12 protein-coding genes and 1 pseudogene are annotated in these 18,663 nt (G+C 61.3%); 7 read left to right on the forward strand and 6 right to left on the reverse strand.

Going from position 1 to position 18,663, the window contains the following annotated elements; translation table 11 throughout:
• Positions 1 to 85: 85 nt before the first annotated feature.
• Positions 86 to 670 carry a CGNR zinc finger domain-containing protein gene (locus P0M12_RS05715; protein WP_277377511.1) on the forward strand — a complete coding sequence of 195 codons (585 nt, stop codon included), beginning with the start codon at positions 86 to 88 and terminating at the stop codon, positions 668 to 670.
• Here P0M12_RS05715 and P0M12_RS05720 read toward each other — a convergent pair.
• Complete coding sequence (locus tag P0M12_RS05720; RefSeq protein WP_277377512.1) at positions 667 to 1,296, reverse strand: TMEM175 family protein; 630 nt, start codon at positions 1,294 to 1,296, stop codon at positions 667 to 669. The genes P0M12_RS05715 and P0M12_RS05720 overlap by 4 nt on opposite strands.
• Before the next feature lie 216 nt (positions 1,297 to 1,512).
• Here P0M12_RS05720 and P0M12_RS05725 point away from each other — a divergent pair, with 216 nt between their 5' ends.
• The 3 genes and pseudogenes from P0M12_RS05725 to P0M12_RS05735 all read left to right on the forward strand — a co-directional run bounded on the left by P0M12_RS05725 (position 1,513) and on the right by P0M12_RS05735 (position 5,199).
• Positions 1,513 to 2,763, forward strand: coding sequence for an MFS transporter (locus tag P0M12_RS05725; protein WP_007733614.1), 1,251 nt, complete (start codon positions 1,513 to 1,515; stop codon positions 2,761 to 2,763).
• Between the two features lie 16 nt (positions 2,764 to 2,779).
• Positions 2,780 to 4,446: pseudogene (locus P0M12_RS05730) on the forward strand (amidohydrolase).
• A gap of 93 nt (positions 4,447 to 4,539) precedes the next feature.
• A complete protein-coding gene (locus tag P0M12_RS05735; RefSeq protein WP_003940243.1) occupies positions 4,540 to 5,199 on the forward strand; it encodes an LppP/LprE family lipoprotein in 660 nt (219 codons plus the stop codon).
• A 94-nt stretch (positions 5,200 to 5,293) separates the two neighbouring features.
• On the opposite strand, the gene P0M12_RS05740 is transcribed toward P0M12_RS05735, so the two are convergent.
• Positions 5,294 to 8,749, reverse strand: a complete 3,456-nt coding sequence (locus P0M12_RS05740; protein ID WP_065455271.1) for an indolepyruvate ferredoxin oxidoreductase family protein — start codon at positions 8,747 to 8,749, stop codon at positions 5,294 to 5,296.
• 321 nt (positions 8,750 to 9,070) lie between these two features.
• Between P0M12_RS05740 and P0M12_RS05745 the strand changes: the two genes are divergently transcribed.
• Positions 9,071 to 9,826, forward strand: coding sequence for a MerR family transcriptional regulator (locus P0M12_RS05745; RefSeq protein ID WP_030535291.1), 756 nt, complete (start codon positions 9,071 to 9,073; stop codon positions 9,824 to 9,826).
• Positions 9,827 to 9,832: 6 nt separating this feature from the next.
• Here the strand turns inward: P0M12_RS05745 and P0M12_RS05750 are convergent, their stop codons facing one another.
• Positions 9,833 to 12,352 (reverse strand): LuxR C-terminal-related transcriptional regulator, encoded by a 2,520-nt coding sequence (locus tag P0M12_RS05750; protein ID WP_277377514.1) that lies wholly within the window; start codon positions 12,350 to 12,352, stop codon positions 9,833 to 9,835.
• A gap of 364 nt (positions 12,353 to 12,716) precedes the next feature.
• On the opposite strand from P0M12_RS05750, the gene P0M12_RS05755 reads away from it, so the two are divergent.
• The gene (locus P0M12_RS05755) at positions 12,717 to 13,718 is read left to right on the forward strand and encodes an AraC family transcriptional regulator (RefSeq protein WP_218960020.1); all 1,002 of its coding nucleotides are present in this window, start codon (positions 12,717 to 12,719) and stop codon (positions 13,716 to 13,718) included.
• A 50-nt stretch (positions 13,719 to 13,768) separates the two neighbouring features.
• Positions 13,769 to 14,203: a hypothetical protein gene (locus tag P0M12_RS05760; RefSeq protein ID WP_204855446.1), complete on the forward strand. Its 435-nt coding sequence runs from the start codon at positions 13,769 to 13,771 to the stop codon at positions 14,201 to 14,203.
• 582 nt (positions 14,204 to 14,785) lie between these two features.
• On the opposite strand, the gene P0M12_RS05765 is transcribed toward P0M12_RS05760, so the two are convergent.
• The 3 genes from P0M12_RS05765 to sthA all read right to left on the reverse strand — a co-directional run bounded on the left by P0M12_RS05765 (position 14,786) and on the right by sthA (position 18,209).
• Positions 14,786 to 15,649: a class I SAM-dependent methyltransferase gene (locus tag P0M12_RS05765; RefSeq protein WP_277377515.1), complete on the reverse strand. Its 864-nt coding sequence runs from the start codon at positions 15,647 to 15,649 to the stop codon at positions 14,786 to 14,788.
• 93 nt (positions 15,650 to 15,742) lie between these two features.
• Positions 15,743 to 16,645, reverse strand: coding sequence for a hypothetical protein (locus P0M12_RS05770; protein ID WP_003940348.1), 903 nt, complete (start codon positions 16,643 to 16,645; stop codon positions 15,743 to 15,745).
• Positions 16,646 to 16,796: 151 nt separating this feature from the next.
• Positions 16,797 to 18,209, reverse strand: coding sequence for a Si-specific NAD(P)(+) transhydrogenase (gene sthA, locus P0M12_RS05775; RefSeq protein ID WP_277377516.1), 1,413 nt, complete (start codon positions 18,207 to 18,209; stop codon positions 16,797 to 16,799).
• Positions 18,210 to 18,663: the final 454 nt, after the last annotated feature.

Below are 18,663 nucleotides of genomic sequence, written 5' to 3' on the forward strand. Positions count from 1 at the left end.
ATGTTGAACCATCTAAGACGGTTCAACACTCTCACACAGGTACAGTTGCTGTCGAACCGGTTGAGATGGTTCGCCACGAAGGAGGATGAAAGTGAACGAAGCAGGAGCTGATCAATCCGCTCGGGACGTGTTTCGACTCGACAACGACACGCTCGCCTTCCGCTTCACCGCCACCCTCACCAATCGGAACGGCTCGAGGTTCGAACGACTCACGAGCCCGCAGCGACTCGAATTATGGTTACGCGCCAACGATCTGATGGACGCCCCCGCAACCGCGACAGAAGACGACCTCCGCGGCGCGCAGGATTTACGTGAGGCCATTCATCGCATCGGAACCGCCGTGTGCGAGAACCGCCGTGCCTCACGCACCGATGTCGGGATCGTCAACACCGCATCCGAGCTCGGTGATGCCCACCTCGTCCTCGAGAGTGGCCGGGCCCTCTGGAAATCAGCCGGAGACAATCCGATCCGCGACGCTTTGTCGATAGTGGCTGCCGACGCGATCGCGGTGCTCGGTGGAGCCGACCGGGACCGCGTCAAAGCCTGCCAGGGCGACGGGTGCACCGGCCTCTACGTCGACACCAGTCGCGGCAACAACCGACGCTGGTGCTCGATGAACATCTGCGGAAACAAAGCCAAGAAATCCGCGATGACCGCTCGCGCCGACTAGCTCCTCTCACGCTCGCCGCCAGTCGATTTCGCCGCCACTCGGTTCCACAGCTTCTCGATCGGCGTCGACAGCAGGAGAAGAAACAGCGGGAAGTACGACGTCACCGGAACGAGCACACTGACGAGCAGCGCCACCACCATGATCAGGAAAGTGACGATTTCAGCGGTGAAATGCGGCTTCGCATTCTCTTCACTCAACGACGGGTTGCGAACCAGACCCCACGCGACCACCGCCAGGCACGCAGCACTGGCTGCCATTGTCCCGATGTAGAGAGCCCTGGTTCCGAGATCCTGCGACGGCGCCGCAACGAGCGCTGTCGGGAAGGGCAGGAACACGATGGTCATCACCCACAACCCCAGTCCGCGAACGACCACCTTGTCCGCGTCGACCACAAAACGAAGCAGCCGATGCTGCGACCACCAGAGCCGGAAGATCACCAGAAAGCTCAGGGCGAACGAGTAGAACTGCGCAGCGTGATCGCGCAGCAGTTCCGACGTGGTGCCGTGGTGGTCACTGGTGAGTTCGACCAGCGGCAGTACGAGCAGCGTGATCGCAATGGCGACAATCGCGTCGATGAAAGTGACGTAGCGCTCGAAGTAGCGGGTGCGTTCCGCAATCTCAGCCATTGCGGAAGCATAAGCCTCACAACAGGAAACAGACCGGCGACGCCACTTTACGGAAGCACGTATCCGGAAACATACAATTAACGAATCAAATTCGTTAGATCTCTTGACCGTGGCGGAGCCCATCCCCATACTTAACGAATCACATTCATTAAGTGACTCGCATCACGCCACCAGGGGTCGGTTCAGCCACCCCCTTCAGGACATGGGGTTGCCCTAGTGCCGATCAACGCTTCGACGAATACGCAGTCCGACCGGGTTCCACTCACCGCCAACCGCGGTATTGCCGTCTTCAGTATCGGCGTCATGGGGTTCATCACCGCGAACCTCATCCCCCTGATGATCGTGGCAATGGTCGAGGACCTTGGTGTCACCGAATCCGCTGCCGGTGCCGTTCTGACCGCATCGCTGCTGGTCTGCGCCGTCACCTGCCTCGCCACCACCCGAATCGCCTCGGGCCGGCATCGCCATCTCCTCGGCCGCGTCAGCCTGATCGCGATGGCAGCCGCATTCGGCGTTGCGGCCATCGCACCGTCCACGACGATCGCATGCGCCGCGATCATCGTCGGCGGTATCGGCGCTGGTGGATCCGCATCCGTTGGCGGAGCGGCACTGGCCGCGCTCACGAACCCGGACCGGGCGTCAAGCATCAGCGGCCTCGTGAACCGTGTCGTCGTCACAGCCGTCCTCGCTCTCATACCCATCCTCGGCACACACATGACCAACGCATTCGGCATCGTCGCAGTCCTGGCACTGGCTACCGCAGCAACGGTCACCTGGTTGCCGTCGTCCCCGGTGAAAGAGTCGCCGGAGACGGCGAAGTCCGCCAATACGACCACAGCTCTCCCCGCCGGGGTCAGCGCGAAACGACTCACTTTTGCCGGAACCGCATTTCTCGCGATGCTTGCAGTCTGGGCGATCAGCGAGGACTCGTTGTGGGCAGTACTCGGCATCATGGGTTCCGAGCACGCCGGGCTCTCGGATCAACAAATGAGTCTCGCACTGAGCGCATCAACGGCGGGTGGTGTGCTCGCGGCTGTTACCTTGACCGCGTTGGGTTCTCGGGTCAGTCGGACAGTATCGATCTCCGTGCTACTGATACTCGGGGCAATTCTGAAGCTGTCTGCCGGCCTCACCACCGATCCCACGATCTACCTGGTAGTGGTCATCGCTTGGAACACGATCTACGCGGCCACGTTCATCGTCCTGGTTGCCATCTCGGCCGCGCTCGACGCGGCCGGCCGATGGTCGGCGCCACTACTGGGCACCTACCTCATCGGCTCCGCGTTCGCGCCGCTGTTCGGAACTTCGGTGACGGCCGGCCTCGGGTATCCGACCTTCGGAGTCATCATCTCGGGGATCAGCTTCGTTTTACTGGTCCCGTTCGCCTTGGTTTCCCGACTCTCCGCACGTACCGAAGGTGCGTATCGTCACCACAGCGCCGCCATCACTACTACCGTCATCGCGTAAGGATCACGTAGAAGTCATGAATGACAGCATCACTCACTACCGCAACGGAAAGATCTTCACGGCTGCCGACGACGGATGGGCCGAGTCGATAGTCGTCGAGGACCACAAGCTCAGATTCGTGGGCGAAACCGTCTATGCCGATATCCTGGCTCCAGACGCCGAGGTGATCGATCTCGAAGGTGCCGTCGTGCTACCCGGTTTCGTCGACGCCCATACGCATTTGGTGATGATGGGATTCGCGCTGCAGAAGTTGGATCTGCGTGATGCCGCCGATCTCGCCGACATTCAGTCCAGCATCAAGCAATTCGCGGAATCGAACCCGGACGCACCACGACTGCTGGGTCGCAGTTGGTTGTTCTCCGCGCTGGATGGAGGGCACCCGACGCGAGAGATGATCGACGCCGTCGTACCCGATCGCCCGGTGTACCTCGACGCCAACGACGTACATTCGGTCTGGGTGAACACTGCAGCACTGCGAGAACTCGGCATCGACGCGGACACTCCCGATCCGATCGGCGGTCGTATCGGCCGGGATCCGGACACCGGAGAAGCCACCGGAATGCTGTACGAGACCGCCATGATGCTCTACGTCTGGCCGAAACTGGCGGAGCTCGCATCCGACGAAGACCGGGACGCCGCCCTCGCTCTCGCCTTCCGCCACTATCTCGAGGACGGCGTGACCGGTGCGGTCGACATGGCACTCGGCGCGGACGAATTAGCCTCGCTGGAAAGAGCATTGGACGCAGGAGACGGAACACTGCCGCTGCGTGTCGCGGCTCACTGGCTGATGACCCGCGAGGACAACGAGGCCGACAACGTCGGACAAGTTCACGACGTGATCGAACTCCACGAGCGCGTCCAAGGTCCGTGGCTCCGTATCGCCGGAATCAAGATCATCATCGACGGTGTGATCGACAGCTGCACTGCCGCAATGAAAGAGCCGTACTCGGACGGCACCAACGCCGAGCCCATCTGGGATCTCGAGTCCTTGATCCCCGTCGTGACAGCCGCCGACGCCGCAGGCCTGCAGATCGCGATGCACGCGATCGGCGACGAGGCGTCGGAGATCGGATTGACGGCACTCGAGTACGCGATCGCCGCCAACGGAGACATTCCCCGCAGGCACCGAATGGAACACTTGGAGTCCATCACCCGGGACAACGTCGAAAGGCTTGCCCGCCTGGGAATCATCGCCTCGATGCAACCGGTTCACGCTGACCCTGCAATCCAGGAGAACTGGCAGGCGATGCTCGGCGACTACCGGGTCAATCGCGCGTACCCCTGGCCCGAATTCACCGAGGCCGGAGCGGTTCTGGCGTTGGGTTCGGACGCTCCGACCGCTCCCCACCCGCCGCTGCCGAACATGTTCATCGCCACCACCCGTCGATCCGCAATCGATCCGTCACTGGCACCCAACCTGCCGAAGTACGCACTCCCCCTCGCGGACGCGCTGGCTCACGCAACTCGCGACGCTGCCTACTCGTGCCGGTGGGAAGATGTGACCGGCCAGCTGGTTCGGGGTAAAGCAGCCGATTTGTCGTACTGAAACAAGATCCGTTCACCGAAGGGGTCGATTCTCTCCTGACCACAGAGATTGCGATGACCGTCGTTGCTGGATCCGTGCGATACGACGCGGCCGGGGCCAAGAGCACCGAAGCACGGAACACCGAGTCCGATAGCTGATCGTTACCGGTTGTTCGATAACGCACGCATGCGGCCCGGCGACAGAACGAAGGAGGGACTTGAACACGTGAACCCATACACTCTGGAGGACGCATGCGCAGGAAAGCTCCGATTTCGGCCGCCGTCGCAGCCGCTGCACTGGTGACGGCCACTGCCCTGACGGTCGCCGGTTGTGGGTCGACCGAAGGAACACCTGAAGCGGCGGCGAGTTCCACGGCAGCCAGTTCAACGGCGTCGGCGACATCGACGGCAAACGAAACCGAGACGACGGTAGCGAGCTCTCCCCCGCCACAATCGAACACCCGCACAAATGCATCCACGACGGCGACTACGACAGCAATCCCCGCTTCGGGTCCCTGTCTCGACGTCGGCTCCTCGCTCGTCACCGACGCCATCGGCACGCTGGGCACCGACATCAACGGGGGCAATTGGATACCGAGATCCGCGAGCGAAGAACAGATCGGGAATTGTCCTGACCTGCTCTGGGTTTCGGTGGACGGCGACGGCGTCGGCGATGCGACTTACCAGTCACACGTCCTGTTCTTCCACGACGGAACATACCTGGGCACGGCTACCAGTGAGCCGTACTCGTACACACACGTCATCGACAGCAACAAGGATTCGGTATCCGTCCAATACCGTTGGCTGCTGGACGACGATGCATTCTGCTGTCCCCAAGGCGGACCGAACATAGTGAACTTCACGTGGAACGGCAGCGCCGTGGTTGCCGACGGCCAGTTCCCGCCCTCCTGAACCTGCCTGGGTCCGAGAAGGCCCTGAATGCAACTGTGCCCCAGCGACGACGGTCACTGGGGCACAGTCTTGTTCGATCTACTCGCCGGCGCTCCTACTCACCGACACCGAGTTCGCGCAGGCGAGTCTTGTACAGCTCGATGTTGCCGAGCTTGATGTCTTCGTAACCGCGAACCACGTCCGGCAGTGCCGCGATCTCGACGGCACGATCGTATCCGTCGGTTGCGAGCGTACGAGAGAGGTCAGCGATCATGGCCTCGTACTCGGCGAGCAGTTCACGCTCGACCTTGCGGACGTGCATGTAGCCGAAGGGGTCGAGCTTGGTACCGCGAAGCTTCTTACCCTTGGCCAGAACCTTCAGTGCAACATGCGACTTGGGTCCGAGACCGATCTTCTTCTTGCGGCCCATCACTCGAAGGATCGGCGGGTGGAGCTTGTAGGTCAGGTTCTCCCCGGCCGGCACCTGAGACTTGACGTCCTCGATGAATGCGGGGTCGACCAGCATACGAGCAACTTCGTACTCGTCCTTGTACGCGGTGAACTTGAACAGGCCGCGGGCAACAGCCTCGCTGAAATCGGTCCGCTCGGTTGCGGCACGTTCGGCGGTCCAGACTGCCTGAACCTGATCGATGTAACGCTGGGCGATCTTGACGGACTGGAACTCGATGAGCTGCGCTGCACGCAGTTCCACCAGTCGCAGGGTTTCACCGGTGAAGGTGGTTCCGGCGAACATGTGAGCCGGTGCGACAACGGGTTCGCGGACGGACTTGGCCGGCGTGGTGACGGCCGAGAACGCTGCGGTGTCGGCAATTGCTGCACGACCCCAACGGAATGCCGCGATGTTCGCGTCCACGGCAACGCCGTTGATGCCGATCGCTTCTTCGATGGCCTCGGCCGGCAGACGAAGTCCGCCGCTCTGGTAGGCAGCACCGATCAGCAGGAAGTTGGCTGCTGCGGTGTTACCGAACAACTCCTGTGCCGCGGCGAGTGCGTCGAACGAACGCAGGGTGCGCGACACCTTGTCGAGACGGGCGAGGAGTGACGTCTCCTCGGGGTAGCGAACAGCCTTGTCGTAGACCATGTCTCCGGTCGGCGTCTGCGACGTCGAGGCGATGGAGACCGTCTTCTCGGCGTTGCCGTAGTCGAGGTTCTTGTTGTCCGTCGCGGTCAGCAGGTCGAAGGCGACGATGCAATCCGCGCTGCCCGGAGTGAGGCGGTTGGACGGCTCGAGCGCGCTGGAGCTGAAACGCAGGTGCGAGACAACCGGTCCGGCCTTCTGGCTCAGTCCGATCTGGTCAAGGCTCTCCACCTCGAGGCCGGCGCGCAGTGCAGCCGTTGCGAGCACCTGGTTGACGGTCACGATGCCGGTGCCGCCGATGCCCGCGAGGAAAACGTTCTGCGTGCTGGTGAGCGGTCCGAAATCGGGGTCTGCGACGACGGGCGGGACGGGACGTGCGGCCTTGGGAGCCTTCTTGCCCGGTACCAATTCGACGGTCACGAACGACGGGCAATCGCCGTCCATGCAGGTGTAATCGGTGTTGCAGGACGTCTGGTCGATCTTCGTCTTGCGGCCGTACTCGGTGTCCACGGGCTGGACCGAGAGGCAGTTCGACTTCACACCGCAGTCACCGCAGCCTTCGCACACTGCCTCGTTGATGACGACGCGAGTGTTGCGAGTGGGCAGCGTGCCACGCTTGCGCTGGCGACGAGCGTCGGCCGCACAGTGCTGGTCGTAGATCAACACTGTGACGCCCTTGATCTCGCGAAGCTCCTTCTGTGCCTCGTCGAGGCGATCGCGGTGCCAGAGCTTGGTGCCCTTGGCCAGAGCGCGCTTGTTGTGACGCGAAGGCTCGTCGGCGCAGATGATGATCTGCTTGACGCCCTCGGTGGTCAGCTTGTGGCTGAGCTGAGCAACGGAGAGGGCACCTTCCGCGTCCTGTGCACCGGTCATCGCTACTACTTCGTTGTAGAGCAACTTGTAGGTGATGTTCACGCCTGCGGCGATGCATGCCTGGACAGCCAACTGACCGGAGTGGAAGAAGGTGCCGTCGCCGATGTTCTGGAACAGGTGAGGCACGTCGGTGAACGGTGCCTGCCCGATCCACTGGCTGCCCTCGCCGCCCATTTGCGTCAGGCCGGTGACAGCGCTGTCCTCACGGCCGGACATGGTGACGAGTGTGTGGCAACCGATTCCGCCGCCGCCGATGGAACCCTCGGGAATAGCGGTGGAACGGTTGTGGGGGCACCCGCTGCAGAAGTACGCGGTTCGCTTGGCGGAGAGCACGTTGAGCGACAGCGGGGCCGGGAGGGTGCGCTTGAGCTCGACGTGCGGCTTCAGTACGCGGCGCAACGGGGCGAGCAGCCGGCCTGCGGTCAGTTCACCACTGGCAGGCATGAGCAGACGGCCCTGGCCGTCACGCTTGCCGATGATGCGAGGGGCATCGTCGGTGCCGTACAGGACTTCCCGGATCTGAGCTTCGATGAACGCGGTCTTGTCCTCGACCACGACGATCTGCTCGAGACCTTCGGCGAACTCCTTGATCTTCTCGCCCACGACGGGGTAGCACATTCCGATGCGAAGGAGACGGATCCCGGCGCGGTGCAGCGCGGCATCATCGACGCCGAGGTCTGCCAGAGCTTGTCGGACGGAGTCGAAAGTTGTACCGGTGGCGGCTATACCGATCTTCGCACCGGAGGGGTTGACCTCGATCACATCGAGGTTGTTGGCAGTTCCGTACGCGTGCACAAGATCCCATCGCGGGCCGTACAGATCGGCCTCGGCGATGACACTGTCCGGCGGCGCGGCCATCTGACGCTGCTTGTAGACGAAGGGCTTGCCCTCGAACTGCACTTCCGGAACCACGATGTCGAAGTCCGCGATGCTGCCGTCGATCGTCCAGGCACCGTCTGCGACGTCGGCGACGATCTTCAGCGCTACGACGCAACCGGATGCACGCGAGAGTGCAACGGCGTGCATACCCATCGTGATGATCTCTTCGGCATTGCGTGGGAAGAGAACCGGCACGCCCATCGCGGCAAGCGAGCGCTCGCTGACGGCCGGAACCGTGGAGGACTTCGACGCGGGGTCGTCGCCCACCAGGAGGACGACGCCGCCCTTGGGGTTCACGCCGTACATGTTGGCGTGGCGAATGGTGTCGGTAGCGCGGTCGACGCCGGGGCCCTTGCCGTACCAGACGCCGGTCACGCCGTCGTGGGTCGCGGTTCCGGCGGGGAGATCCGTCTGGCTTCCCCATACCGCCGTGGCGGCGAGCTCCTCGTTGAAGCCAGGGATGAAGGTGATGTCGTGCTCGGCGAGAACCTTGGGCATGCCGTGAAGCATCTTGTCGACGCCACCGAGGGGGCTGCCCTGGTAACCGGAGACGAAGGTGGCAATACGCTTACCTGCCCGAATGTCGCGAACGTGCTGCTCGACGAAGCCGCGTGCAATTGCCTGAACACCGGTCAGCAACACCGGTCCCGATCCCGACCGGTACCGATCATCGAGGTCATAGGGCTTGGCCTGGGCTACGCCCGACACCAGTTCAGTCATCGTGGACCACCGTTCCGTCTGCAGTGCATTTCAACTACCGTGCATTTTCAACAACCGCGTAACTCGATCTGTTCAGATGATCGTGGTCGAGGTATGTGAAAGCGTCAACAGAGGCTTGTTCAACTATTCAGATTGACAATTTGTGAGCCAAATCACGTGACCTAGGTCATCGAATCAATCAGTTGGAGACCCGTTCGTGGCGATACGGCGAAACGGACATAAAACGTTCCCGACAATGCACACCGAGAACTTTCTTGACATTGACGCAACGTCAACTTGCATGCTGAATGAGCACAACCGATCCGAGAGTAGGAACTCCACGTGAGCGAATGGTCCATCCAAGAACTCGCCAAATCCGCAGGTACCACCAGCAGAACGCTGCGTCACTACGGCGATTTGGGACTCCTGGAACCGAGTCGCATCGGCGCCAACGGCTACCGCTTCTACGACGAAGACGCCCTGGTGCGACTGCAACGCATCCTTCTACTTCGGGAACTCGGACTCGGATTGCCGGCCATCGCCGAAGTCCTCACCGGCGAACGCGATACGGCCGCCGCACTGCGTACGCACCTCGAACTCCTCGAGCAAGAGCGCACGCGGATCTCGAGACAGATCGAATCGGTCAACAGGACCTTGAACAAGACGAAGAATGGTGAATCACTCATGCCGGAAGATGTTTTCGACGGGTTCGACCACACCCGATACAAGGACGAGGTCATCGAGCGTTGGGGCAAGGACGCCTACACCAGCGGCGACAACTGGTGGCGGTCGATGTCGGAGCAGGACCGTAAAGCTCATCTGCAAGCTCAAGCCGACATCGCAGCGGCATTCGGAAAAGCACTGACAGCGGGGCTGTCCGCGGAAAGTGACGACGTCCAGACGATTACCCGAAGACAGTTCGAGTGGATAAAGATCGGTTGGCAGGGAAGGACTCCCAGCGCCGACGCCTTCACCGGGCTCGGCCAGATGTACGTCGACGATCCCCGCTTCACTGCAAACTACGACAAGTACGGAGAAGGCACCGCTTCGCTGGTCCGTGACGCGATGAAGGTCTACGCCGAGCGCAATCTGCACTGACGCCGATCAGTCCTGCCCACTGCCGAGGAGGTTGTGTCGGTGCGCTGCCGCGACAGCCTCTTCCCGGGAATGCGCACCGAGTTTGCGATACAAGGCTCGGAGGTGACTCTTCAGCGTGTTGTTGGATACGAACAACCGCCGCGCGATCTCACCGATCGGAATGCCGAGACCCAGTTCCACGAGAACGTCCATCTCCCGTTTCGTCAATTGGACCCGAACGATGGCCGCCGGATATATCTGCGCCGCTTCGGATTCGAGAAAGGTCGCGACGGCACTGCTCGAGCCCTCTGCCCCATCTTCGAGTTGCCTGATCAGATCACGCGGTATCGTCGCCAGGGCCGACAGGACACCGGAGGTTTCGAGCAGTCCGCGAGCTTCCTCCCATGTACTCGCGGCAGCGGGGATCCTGCCCAGTTCACACAGAGCAGCGCATTCGATCAGCAGGGATTCGAGCCGAAACCTCGTGAGATACTGCCCGCTCCAATCGATTTCGCGGCACAATTCCAATGCCTGGGACGGCGACCCGGTCAGGAGATGCGTCCGCGCCACGGAGACCGTGACAACTGCAAACGTATGTGGCGCAGCGACTGATTCTTCCAGCGCCTTGGTACCCTCCCCGGACGCCAACAGAAGATCGATACGTGCCGCGGTGAGAAGCGCGTCACCGAGCGATCGTTCACACGGATTCACGTGCCCGTGCGTTGCCACTGCGCGCTGGAGGGAAATCAGCCCCGAGAACGGGTCCGATTGCAGCAGTGCAAATCTGGTGTAAGTGTAGGCCGCGAACGCCCACAGGTCGCCCGGCGGTGTGACCTCGGCGAGTGCGTCCATCGCGGCAGCTCCGGCGTGCAGGTCCACGCTGTCGCACGCCACCAGTGCCCGCGCGATCGCTCCCCCCATGTGCGAGGGCGGTCCCAACCATCCCGAAACGTCCGGGTGTGTGCTTTCCAGGTGCAGCCAGTCTGTCGCGTGCGCGACGTCCCCGATCAGCGCGGAGTTGAGCGCGGCATTGCCTGCGGCGTGACGCAGGACGAACTCCGGACCATGTTGCACCGCACCTTGATAGGCGAGTCGCAATTCCACCGCGGCATCACCGAGGTCACCGGTCAATTGATGCGAGACCCCCCAGATCAGCCGCAGGGCGGGCAGTTGAGACCCCAACGCGCCCAACGACTCGTCGCCGAGTCCGTACACGACGTGCGCCAATTTGCGCGTGATCTCGGTCGAGCGTTGGTACTTACCGGATGTTCTCAGCACCACCGATTGGACAGTTCCGACGTTCAACAAGCTGTGCGCATGCGGACTACCACCTATCGCACGCAATTCCGCCGGTTCCGTCGGTAATGAATCGCCGTTGATCAACTGCGGCCGCAGACGTGATTCGAGCAGGTCACGACCCACCAGAATCGAAGGGTTCGAACTGAGTACGTCACCGGGTATGGATTGCAACGCAGTCCGGACCAATCCGGTGTGATCGACCAGAAGATCAGCCCAGTGGCGCTCGAGTATGTCGAGCACCCTGGTCCACTTGCGTCCGTCCAAGGCGTAGTGAACGGCACCGGCTATATCCGAAGTCCCGAGAGCGTGATCGACGAGTACCTGGAAGGGATCTTCGAATCCATCCCCTTGTTCGGCCCGTATCTGTATGAATGCCAGTCGAACTGACGGCGCGAAGTACCAGGACGGTTCTCCCTCGAAACCATTCCGGAAGATCAGACCGAAAGACTCGAGCAAGTCCAGTTTGCCCTCCACGTCAAGATCGTCGGACAGGACACGAGCGATCTCTGGTGTCACCGTGCGGGCAGCGGCGATCGTAGTCGCGAAGTCGAACAACTCGAGCGACTTGCCCGACCGAGGAGCGGTCCGACTGACGTACGCGTGGATCGCCTGGTCCACTCGCTGCTGAACGCGTTCGCGTCCACGGTTCGGTTCACTCAGCCCCGCAACCGCACTCAGAGCAACCTTCATCAGCACGGGAACGCCGGCGACGCGTTCACAGATCGAATGGACGATGCCCGAGGGAAGGTGAATCCCTGCCTCCGCGAACAGAACGGTGGACTCGTCGAGCGTGTATCTGAGGTCGTTCGCGCACAGGTACTCGTCCACGCGGACGTCTTCGAGCAAGTCCGTCGCAGACCGATCCTGCAGCGTGACGATTACTTTCAATCCGGGAAGCCGCACGATCAGATCCACGATTCGGCGTCCCACCTCGTCACCCTCAACCAGGTCGATGCGGTTGAACACCAACACGAATGGTGCGGGCGACGAGTCGAGGAGTGATTCGATCGCGCCCACTGGATCCTCGCGCATTCGTGGCGGGGCCTCGAGTGATTCCAGCGAATCCTGAATTACTGCGAGCGCGGTGTTCCAGTACTCGAGGGGGGTCATCCGATGCGATGGCGCCGGCACCCAGACTACCGGTCTGCTCGGCACCTGCCCGAGAGTCGTGAGCCACAACGCGGCGAGTTCCGTCTTGCCGAACCCAAGCGGCGAATCGATGACAGTCAATCCCGCCGAGCGTTCCATCAATCCGAGGAGGCGGGGACGAATCGCCGTGGCTCCACGCCCGGCAAGCCGCCTTTGCAGCGTGCCCCTTCCTCGAGGATTTCGCTTTGCTCGAGATAGCTGCGATCGATTCGAAGTGGACGTCATGATGGCCGACGAACGAGCAGTCGATCCCCGCCGAACTCGAGATTTCGTTCGAGCATCGAACTCCCAACCTGTCCACCCATAACGAACAACATAGACAGCTTCGCCGCGACACGCGAGCACTGGCCGTCTCACAAATACGCCCGATTTGTCTCATTATGTGGGCTCGGTCACTATTGACGTCTATTTGCGGGAGAGTGACTGCGACCTGCGGGATCTGACATATCATGCCCGCGTGTCGATGAATTCCGCCCGCATCCGCGTGTCGACCCGATCGGTCGATCCTGCGGACGCCGACGACTTCTGGCGCAGTGCCACACGTCCGTTCTTCGTCACCGACCGAATTGACCCTGACACATCTCTCGAAGGCTCGATCACAGCGCTTTCCATCGGAACCTCGTTGATCGGTCAAACTACCTTCAATGCACAGAAGTACACCCGAAACAATCGGCTGATCGCCGAGAGCGGACTCGACGATGAATACATGGTCCAGGTCGTCCTCGACGGGCAGTTGAGCGGCAACGCCGACGGAGTCGATTTCGTCGCACGTCCAGGCGATGTCACATTCTTCGACCTCGGGCGTACCTGGACCGCCGACGCGGAGGCGGAATCGACAGGGCGCACCATCACGCTCCTCGCACCGCGTTCCCTCGTCGAGGCCGAGTCGAAGGGTCGTTCTCTACACGGGACGGTACTGCGCGGAGTTCCTGCCGTCGTGCTCGCTCAGTGCATGCAATCGGTCGTACTCGCGCTACCGCATCTCGATCCCGATGCTGCGGCCGGCTACGAGGACGTCGTCGCTTCCCTCCTTCGTGTCAGTTTGGGTATCGCCGAACCTGATCTGTCGCCGCGGCCCGATCACTCTCTCCGCGATCGTGCGTACGCCTACATCGCCGAGCATCTCTCGGAGACCTGGCTCGGCCCGACGAGCATGTGCGCAGCATTGTCCGTCTCCCGGGCACAGCTCTATCGCGCATTCGCATCCGACGGCGGAATAGCTCTTGTCATTCGGCGGAAGCGTCTCGAACTCGTCTACCGCGAATTGACCAGAACCGAGATGCCGAACGAAACGATCGAAGCGTTGGCCCTGCGATGCGGCTTCACCTCGAAATCCCAGTTGGCGCGAGCGTTCAAGGACTTCTACGGGATGACCCCGAGCCAAGCCCGAACCGACGGCAGACGCACGATCGGGGACCCGTCGATCGCACGCCTGCGCCGCCGACTCGAGTTCTTCAGCCCCTGAATCCGAGATACTCCACAGCCTCGCGAGCGTGCCTGTGTTCTAGTTGATCCATGAGCTGGGTCGACAAGGAACTGAGTCTGGCTGCGCTCACAGGTGCGGTCACAGGTGTCGCCGTGATGATCCCGATAGTCGGCGATGGAGCCTGGTCCTGGGTAGGACTGTTCATACCCGCCTTCATCGGAGCGCTGGCAGGGCTGATTGTCGGCTCGAGCGCTGTTGCAGGTGGGCGCTGCGCCCTGAGAACAAGCCACACATGGCCGGCGCGCACAGTCTGCTGCTGGAAGCATCGGTTCGCTGCGTGCTCTGCCTTGGCGGTGACATTGCTGGTAATCGGAGTGTTCATGTCGGCTGTCGTCGCTACTGGTGACCCGGTGCGAGATGCCGCAGGGTTCCCGATGTCCTTGATCGTACTGGCGGTCATCGCCGCAGTTACGTACGTGTTCTCCTACCTGCTCGCCCCCGCCCAGGCCTCCCAGACGCCGTAAGAACCTCTATTTCATCGCAATTCATCACTCGAACCGCGGAAGCGACGACTGAACTATCCGCACCCGGCAACGAGCTCAGATCACTTCAGCTGGAAATGAACCGGAGAACAAACTGCTCGGTGCCTTCCGATATGACCTTGGTCAGCGCGGTGAAGTCGTTCGACCAGCGTTGAATATCCAAGCTGCTCATCACTTTCCTCCGTTCTTCGTCCCGCTGCCCGTGACGCACAACGTAAGCGGGACATTGGGGCGCACTGGAACTATCTGCGAGAACGCGGTTTCCGTTACCAATTGACCGATCGAACAGCGACGCAGGTTCATTCGAACCTGATACTGCAACTTCGCCGAACGGTTGCAACAACGCCGAGCAGAGTTCGAGCGAAAAGCACTATCCACCAGAAGTATTAGCTCGAAAGAACTACGATTAACTCGATTCCTGGACGCACCACACCAGACGCGCCGACTTGCGATAAGGGCGAGCTGACAGGCAACAACCGGGACAAAGCCATCCGACGATCATGCACGAAATACGGCCACGCCGCTCGAGGAATAATTCGAAGTCTTCCAAGGGATCGGCTCTGCTCACTCACTTCGCTGATTTCGCCTGGCGACGATGGCGAAGTTCAACGGTATCCGCGGAGAGTGGCTCGGCAGAGTCCATCCGTTGGCGCATGGAACGAGTTCGGGAAAGGCCTGCCAGTCCATATAGGGAAGTTCCGAAACTGATTCGATATGAAGACCCGCATCCAGCAATGAACCAATGACCTCGCCTAGGTCGTGGCGCCATTCGTGGTTGGCAGTGTGCGCTATCTGCCCATCGGAGGTCCCGGTGTAAGTCGCCGAGTCTTCGTACGATCGCATGCCGCTTCCGGAGAGGTAGTCGTCGGTGATCATCCACGGCTCGAACGCCATTGCGCCGAGGATCGGATGATCGTCCCGGATCTGAAACACCCCACCAGGCTCGAGGAGGTCGTGGATCGACTGAGCCCAAGCGGTGAGTTCCGGCAACCAGACGATTGTTCCGGCACTGGTGACGATCGCGTCGAAACGTCGGTCGATCAGCGTCGAGGCGAATCGCGCATCACCTTCCACCCAGGTGATCTCGCGGTTGTCTGCCTTTGCGATACGAGCAGCGTGGTGCAGAGAGTTGGGTGACAGATCAAGCCCGTGCACGTCGATCGCACCAAGACGCGCCCAGGAGATCGTGTCGATCCCGATGTGGCACTGCAAATGCAGGAGCGAGTGACCTTGCACTCCTGACTGTGGCAGATGCGGGGCCAGAATCGACAAGTCGTTCTGCACAACTGTGGAAATGGTCGCTCTGTTGGCGAGAAACCCGCCGACGTCATACATTTCGGAGCGCACATGCACATCGGCGCGATCGTCCCAATTTGCCTTGTTTCCGGCGATGGCTTCGGCCTCGTGCTTCGCTGCTGCCCCTTGCATGACTACCCCTCCGAGATCGGCCTGAACTGCCTTTCTAACACGTCTGTAGTCGTGTTCGCCGTCGTGTCTTCGAGGACACTTTCGTCTACCGGATCAGACGGTCACTTCTTCGACCGGTTTCTCCTCGTGGCTCGCCGCGCCGAAGACGGCCACGGCGACGGCGCCCGCGATTGCCCCGACGAAGCCGACCACGGCAAGCCATTCCAGGCCCGGTCTCGACGCGTCGCCGAGCACCACGACGCCAACGATTCCCGGAACCACCGTCTCGCCGACAACCAGAGCCGCTGTCGCTCCGTTGACGGATCCCAGTTGCAGCGCCACCGTGTGCAGATAGAAACCGCCCAGGCCCGAAACGAGGATCGCCCAGCCGGCCGGATCGCGGAGCATCGTACCGATTTCGAACGGATCGATTCCGTAGACCACGCGTACGGCAATGGCCAGACAGCCGAACAGCACACCCGAGATCAACCCGGCGACAACTGCTGCGCGTGAGCCCAACCATCGGATCAAACCGATGCCGATCAGCAAGATCAACGCCGAGCCCACGAGGACACCCCAATGGACGACGTCGTTGGAACTCCCACCGCCCGCGTGACCTGACGACAATCCGAGCAGCAGGAGCGATCCGATCACCGCAGCGATCGCGAACCAGTCGCGACGATGCAACTGGATGCCGAGGACCACGGTCCCCAGCACTGCCGTGATGACGAGATTGGCACTGACCACTGTCTGCGACAAGAACAGTGGAATGAGCCGCGCGGAGATGGCACTACCGGCGAATCCGACCGCATCGAGCACGGTGCCCAGGATGAACGACGCCGTCAGCGCGGCCGCGAACGTCGAACGCAAGGTCGGGCCACCCGACGCCGTCACGTGTCCGGCCTCGCCACGCTGCTCGGCGGCAGCTGCCGACTTGCGCGCGCCGTAGGCTTGCAGCACGGATGCAACGCCGTACCCGACGCATGCCACGATCGCGGCAATCAGTCCGATCAGCATCGAAATTCCACACGAAGTTCCTGGGCAATGGTCATGGAGATAGACCCTGCCTTATTTCCCCAGGCCTGACATCACCCTCAGGTATTCGAACAAGTGCTACCCGAGAAGTACACCGACCGCCCCTGACCGGTACCTGGGGACACCCCGACCCCTAGTGGAATTGCTTGAGAGCCCTGATCTTGTTCATGACGTCGAGCGCCGCCACCTTGTACGCCTCGGACAGTGTCGGATAGTTGAAGACGGCGTCGACAAGGTATTCGACGGTCCCGCCGCACCCCATCACCGCTTGGCCGATATGCACGAGATCCGTTGCACCCGAGCCGAAGATATGAACACCGAGCAGTTTCAGGTCATCCGTCGACACCAGGATCTTGAGCATCCCGTAGGTGTCGCCTGCGATCTGCCCGCGTGCGAGTTCGCGGTATCGGGAAACCCCGACCTCGTACGGCACCGATTCCTTGGTCAAATCGACCTCGGTGGCGCCCACGTACGACACCTCGGGAATCGAGTAGATGCCGATCGGCTGCAGATCCATCGGCTTCGCGCCTGGTTCGTCGAAGGCATGATAGGCCGCGAGTCGACCTTGATCCATCGACGTCGCCGCCAACGCCGGGAATCCGATGACGTCACCGACGGCGTAGATGTGTTCGACCTTGGTGCGGAAATTGTCGTCGACGTAGATACGGCCACGTTCGTCGGCTTCGAGCCCGGCGTTCTCCAGCGCGAGTGGCGCCGTGAGGCCTTGCCGTCCAGCCGAGTACATCACGGTCTCGGCTGGAATCTGCTTGCCGCTGCGCAGCGTCGTAAGCGTTCCGTTCGCTCCGACGTCGACGGCCGTCACTTCTTCACCGAATCGGAAAGTGACCGCCAGATCGCGTAGATGGAATCGAAGCGATTCGATGACCTCGGGGTCGCAGAAGTCCAGCATCGACGTCCTCTTCTCGACGACGGTGACCTTGGTGCCGAGTGCCGCGAACATCGATGCGTACTCGATACCGATCACTCCCGCGCCCACGACGACCATGGTGGTCGGGATGGAGGTCAGATCGAGGATCCCGTCGGAGTCGAGCACCCGGTGACTGTCGAAGGACACCCCCGCCGGGCGAGCAGGCAACGTTCCGGTCGCGATCACGACGAACTTCGCCGTGATCGTCATCTTGTCTCCGCGCGAGGCGTCCTCGACGAGGATGGTGTGCTCGTCGACGAACGAGCCGACCCCTACCAACAATTCGACGCGGTTGCGCAGGAGCTGAGATCGAACGACTTCGATTTCTTTGGTGATGACATGCTGGGTTCGCGCCAGCAGGTCGGCCGGAGTGATGTTCTCCTTGACGCGGTAACTCGCGCCGTACAGTTCGCGTTGGTTCATCCCGGTGAGGTAGAGAACCGCCTCACGCAACGTCTTCGACGGAATGGTGCCGGTGTTGACGCACACTCCCCCGAGCATGTTGCCTTTCTCGACCATCGCTACCCGTTTACCCAGCTTGGCCGCCGCGATGGCAGCCTTCTGCCCACCCGGGCCGGAGCCGATCACAACCAGGTCGTATTCCATCGGATCAGTCATCGCTTAGAAATACCGTCTGCATACGACCGGCAGATGCCGAGCATGTCAATACTCGGTGAACAATCCGCGCGCCGAAACGACACGACGCCAGTACACGAACCCTGTTGCAATTAAAAGAGATACAGCCGAATCTATACGAAACTTGCTACACATAAACATATTCCGACGTTCGCATGCGCACATGCTTCGTCGCCGACGGAATTCACAACGGTCTGTTGAAATTTGTTTCACCACAGAGTGATTGATCGATCAACTGACAGGTGACCAGGGCCGTAAACCGGATGTCCAGTATTCGAATTGTCCGAAATAACGAGCGGAATGTTCCTCGTCACATCCCACACCGAAGCAGTTGCGCGGAGCCTCGGGCCGCGTTCTACTTGCCTTGACTAATCATCTGTCACTCTCGGTTACAAACATCCGCCCCGTTCACGATCCCCACCTTTCGCCATCTCGA

It is taken from the genome of Rhodococcus sp. RCBS9, assembly GCF_029457415.1.
In the GTDB taxonomy this organism is placed as follows: Bacteria; Actinomycetota; Actinomycetes; order Mycobacteriales; family Mycobacteriaceae; genus Rhodococcus_F; species Rhodococcus_F qingshengii.

Excerpts from the sequence above, each read along its gene's own strand:
- P0M12_RS05720 (WP_277377512.1), bottom strand. The coding sequence starts at position 1,296 with ATGGCTGAGATTGCGGAACGCACCCGCTACTTCGAGCGCTACGTCACT.
- P0M12_RS05760 (WP_204855446.1), top strand. The coding sequence starts at position 13,769 with ATGAGCTGGGTCGACAAGGAACTGAGTCTGGCTGCGCTCACAGGTGCG.
- P0M12_RS05715 (WP_277377511.1), top strand. The coding sequence starts at position 86 with ATGAAAGTGAACGAAGCAGGAGCTGATCAATCCGCTCGGGACGTGTTT.
- P0M12_RS05765 (WP_277377515.1), bottom strand. The coding sequence starts at position 15,649 with ATGCAAGGGGCAGCAGCGAAGCACGAGGCCGAAGCCATCGCCGGAAAC.
- P0M12_RS05755 (WP_218960020.1), top strand. The coding sequence starts at position 12,717 with ATGAATTCCGCCCGCATCCGCGTGTCGACCCGATCGGTCGATCCTGCG.
- P0M12_RS05750 (WP_277377514.1), bottom strand. The coding sequence starts at position 12,352 with ATGGAACGCTCGGCGGGATTGACTGTCATCGATTCGCCGCTTGGGTTC.
- P0M12_RS05740 (WP_065455271.1), bottom strand. The coding sequence starts at position 8,749 with ATGACTGAACTGGTGTCGGGCGTAGCCCAGGCCAAGCCCTATGACCTC.
- P0M12_RS05770 (WP_003940348.1), bottom strand. The coding sequence starts at position 16,645 with ATGCTGATCGGACTGATTGCCGCGATCGTGGCATGCGTCGGGTACGGC.
- P0M12_RS05735 (WP_003940243.1), top strand. The coding sequence starts at position 4,540 with ATGCGCAGGAAAGCTCCGATTTCGGCCGCCGTCGCAGCCGCTGCACTG.
- sthA (WP_277377516.1), bottom strand. The coding sequence starts at position 18,209 with ATGACTGATCCGATGGAATACGACCTGGTTGTGATCGGCTCCGGCCCG.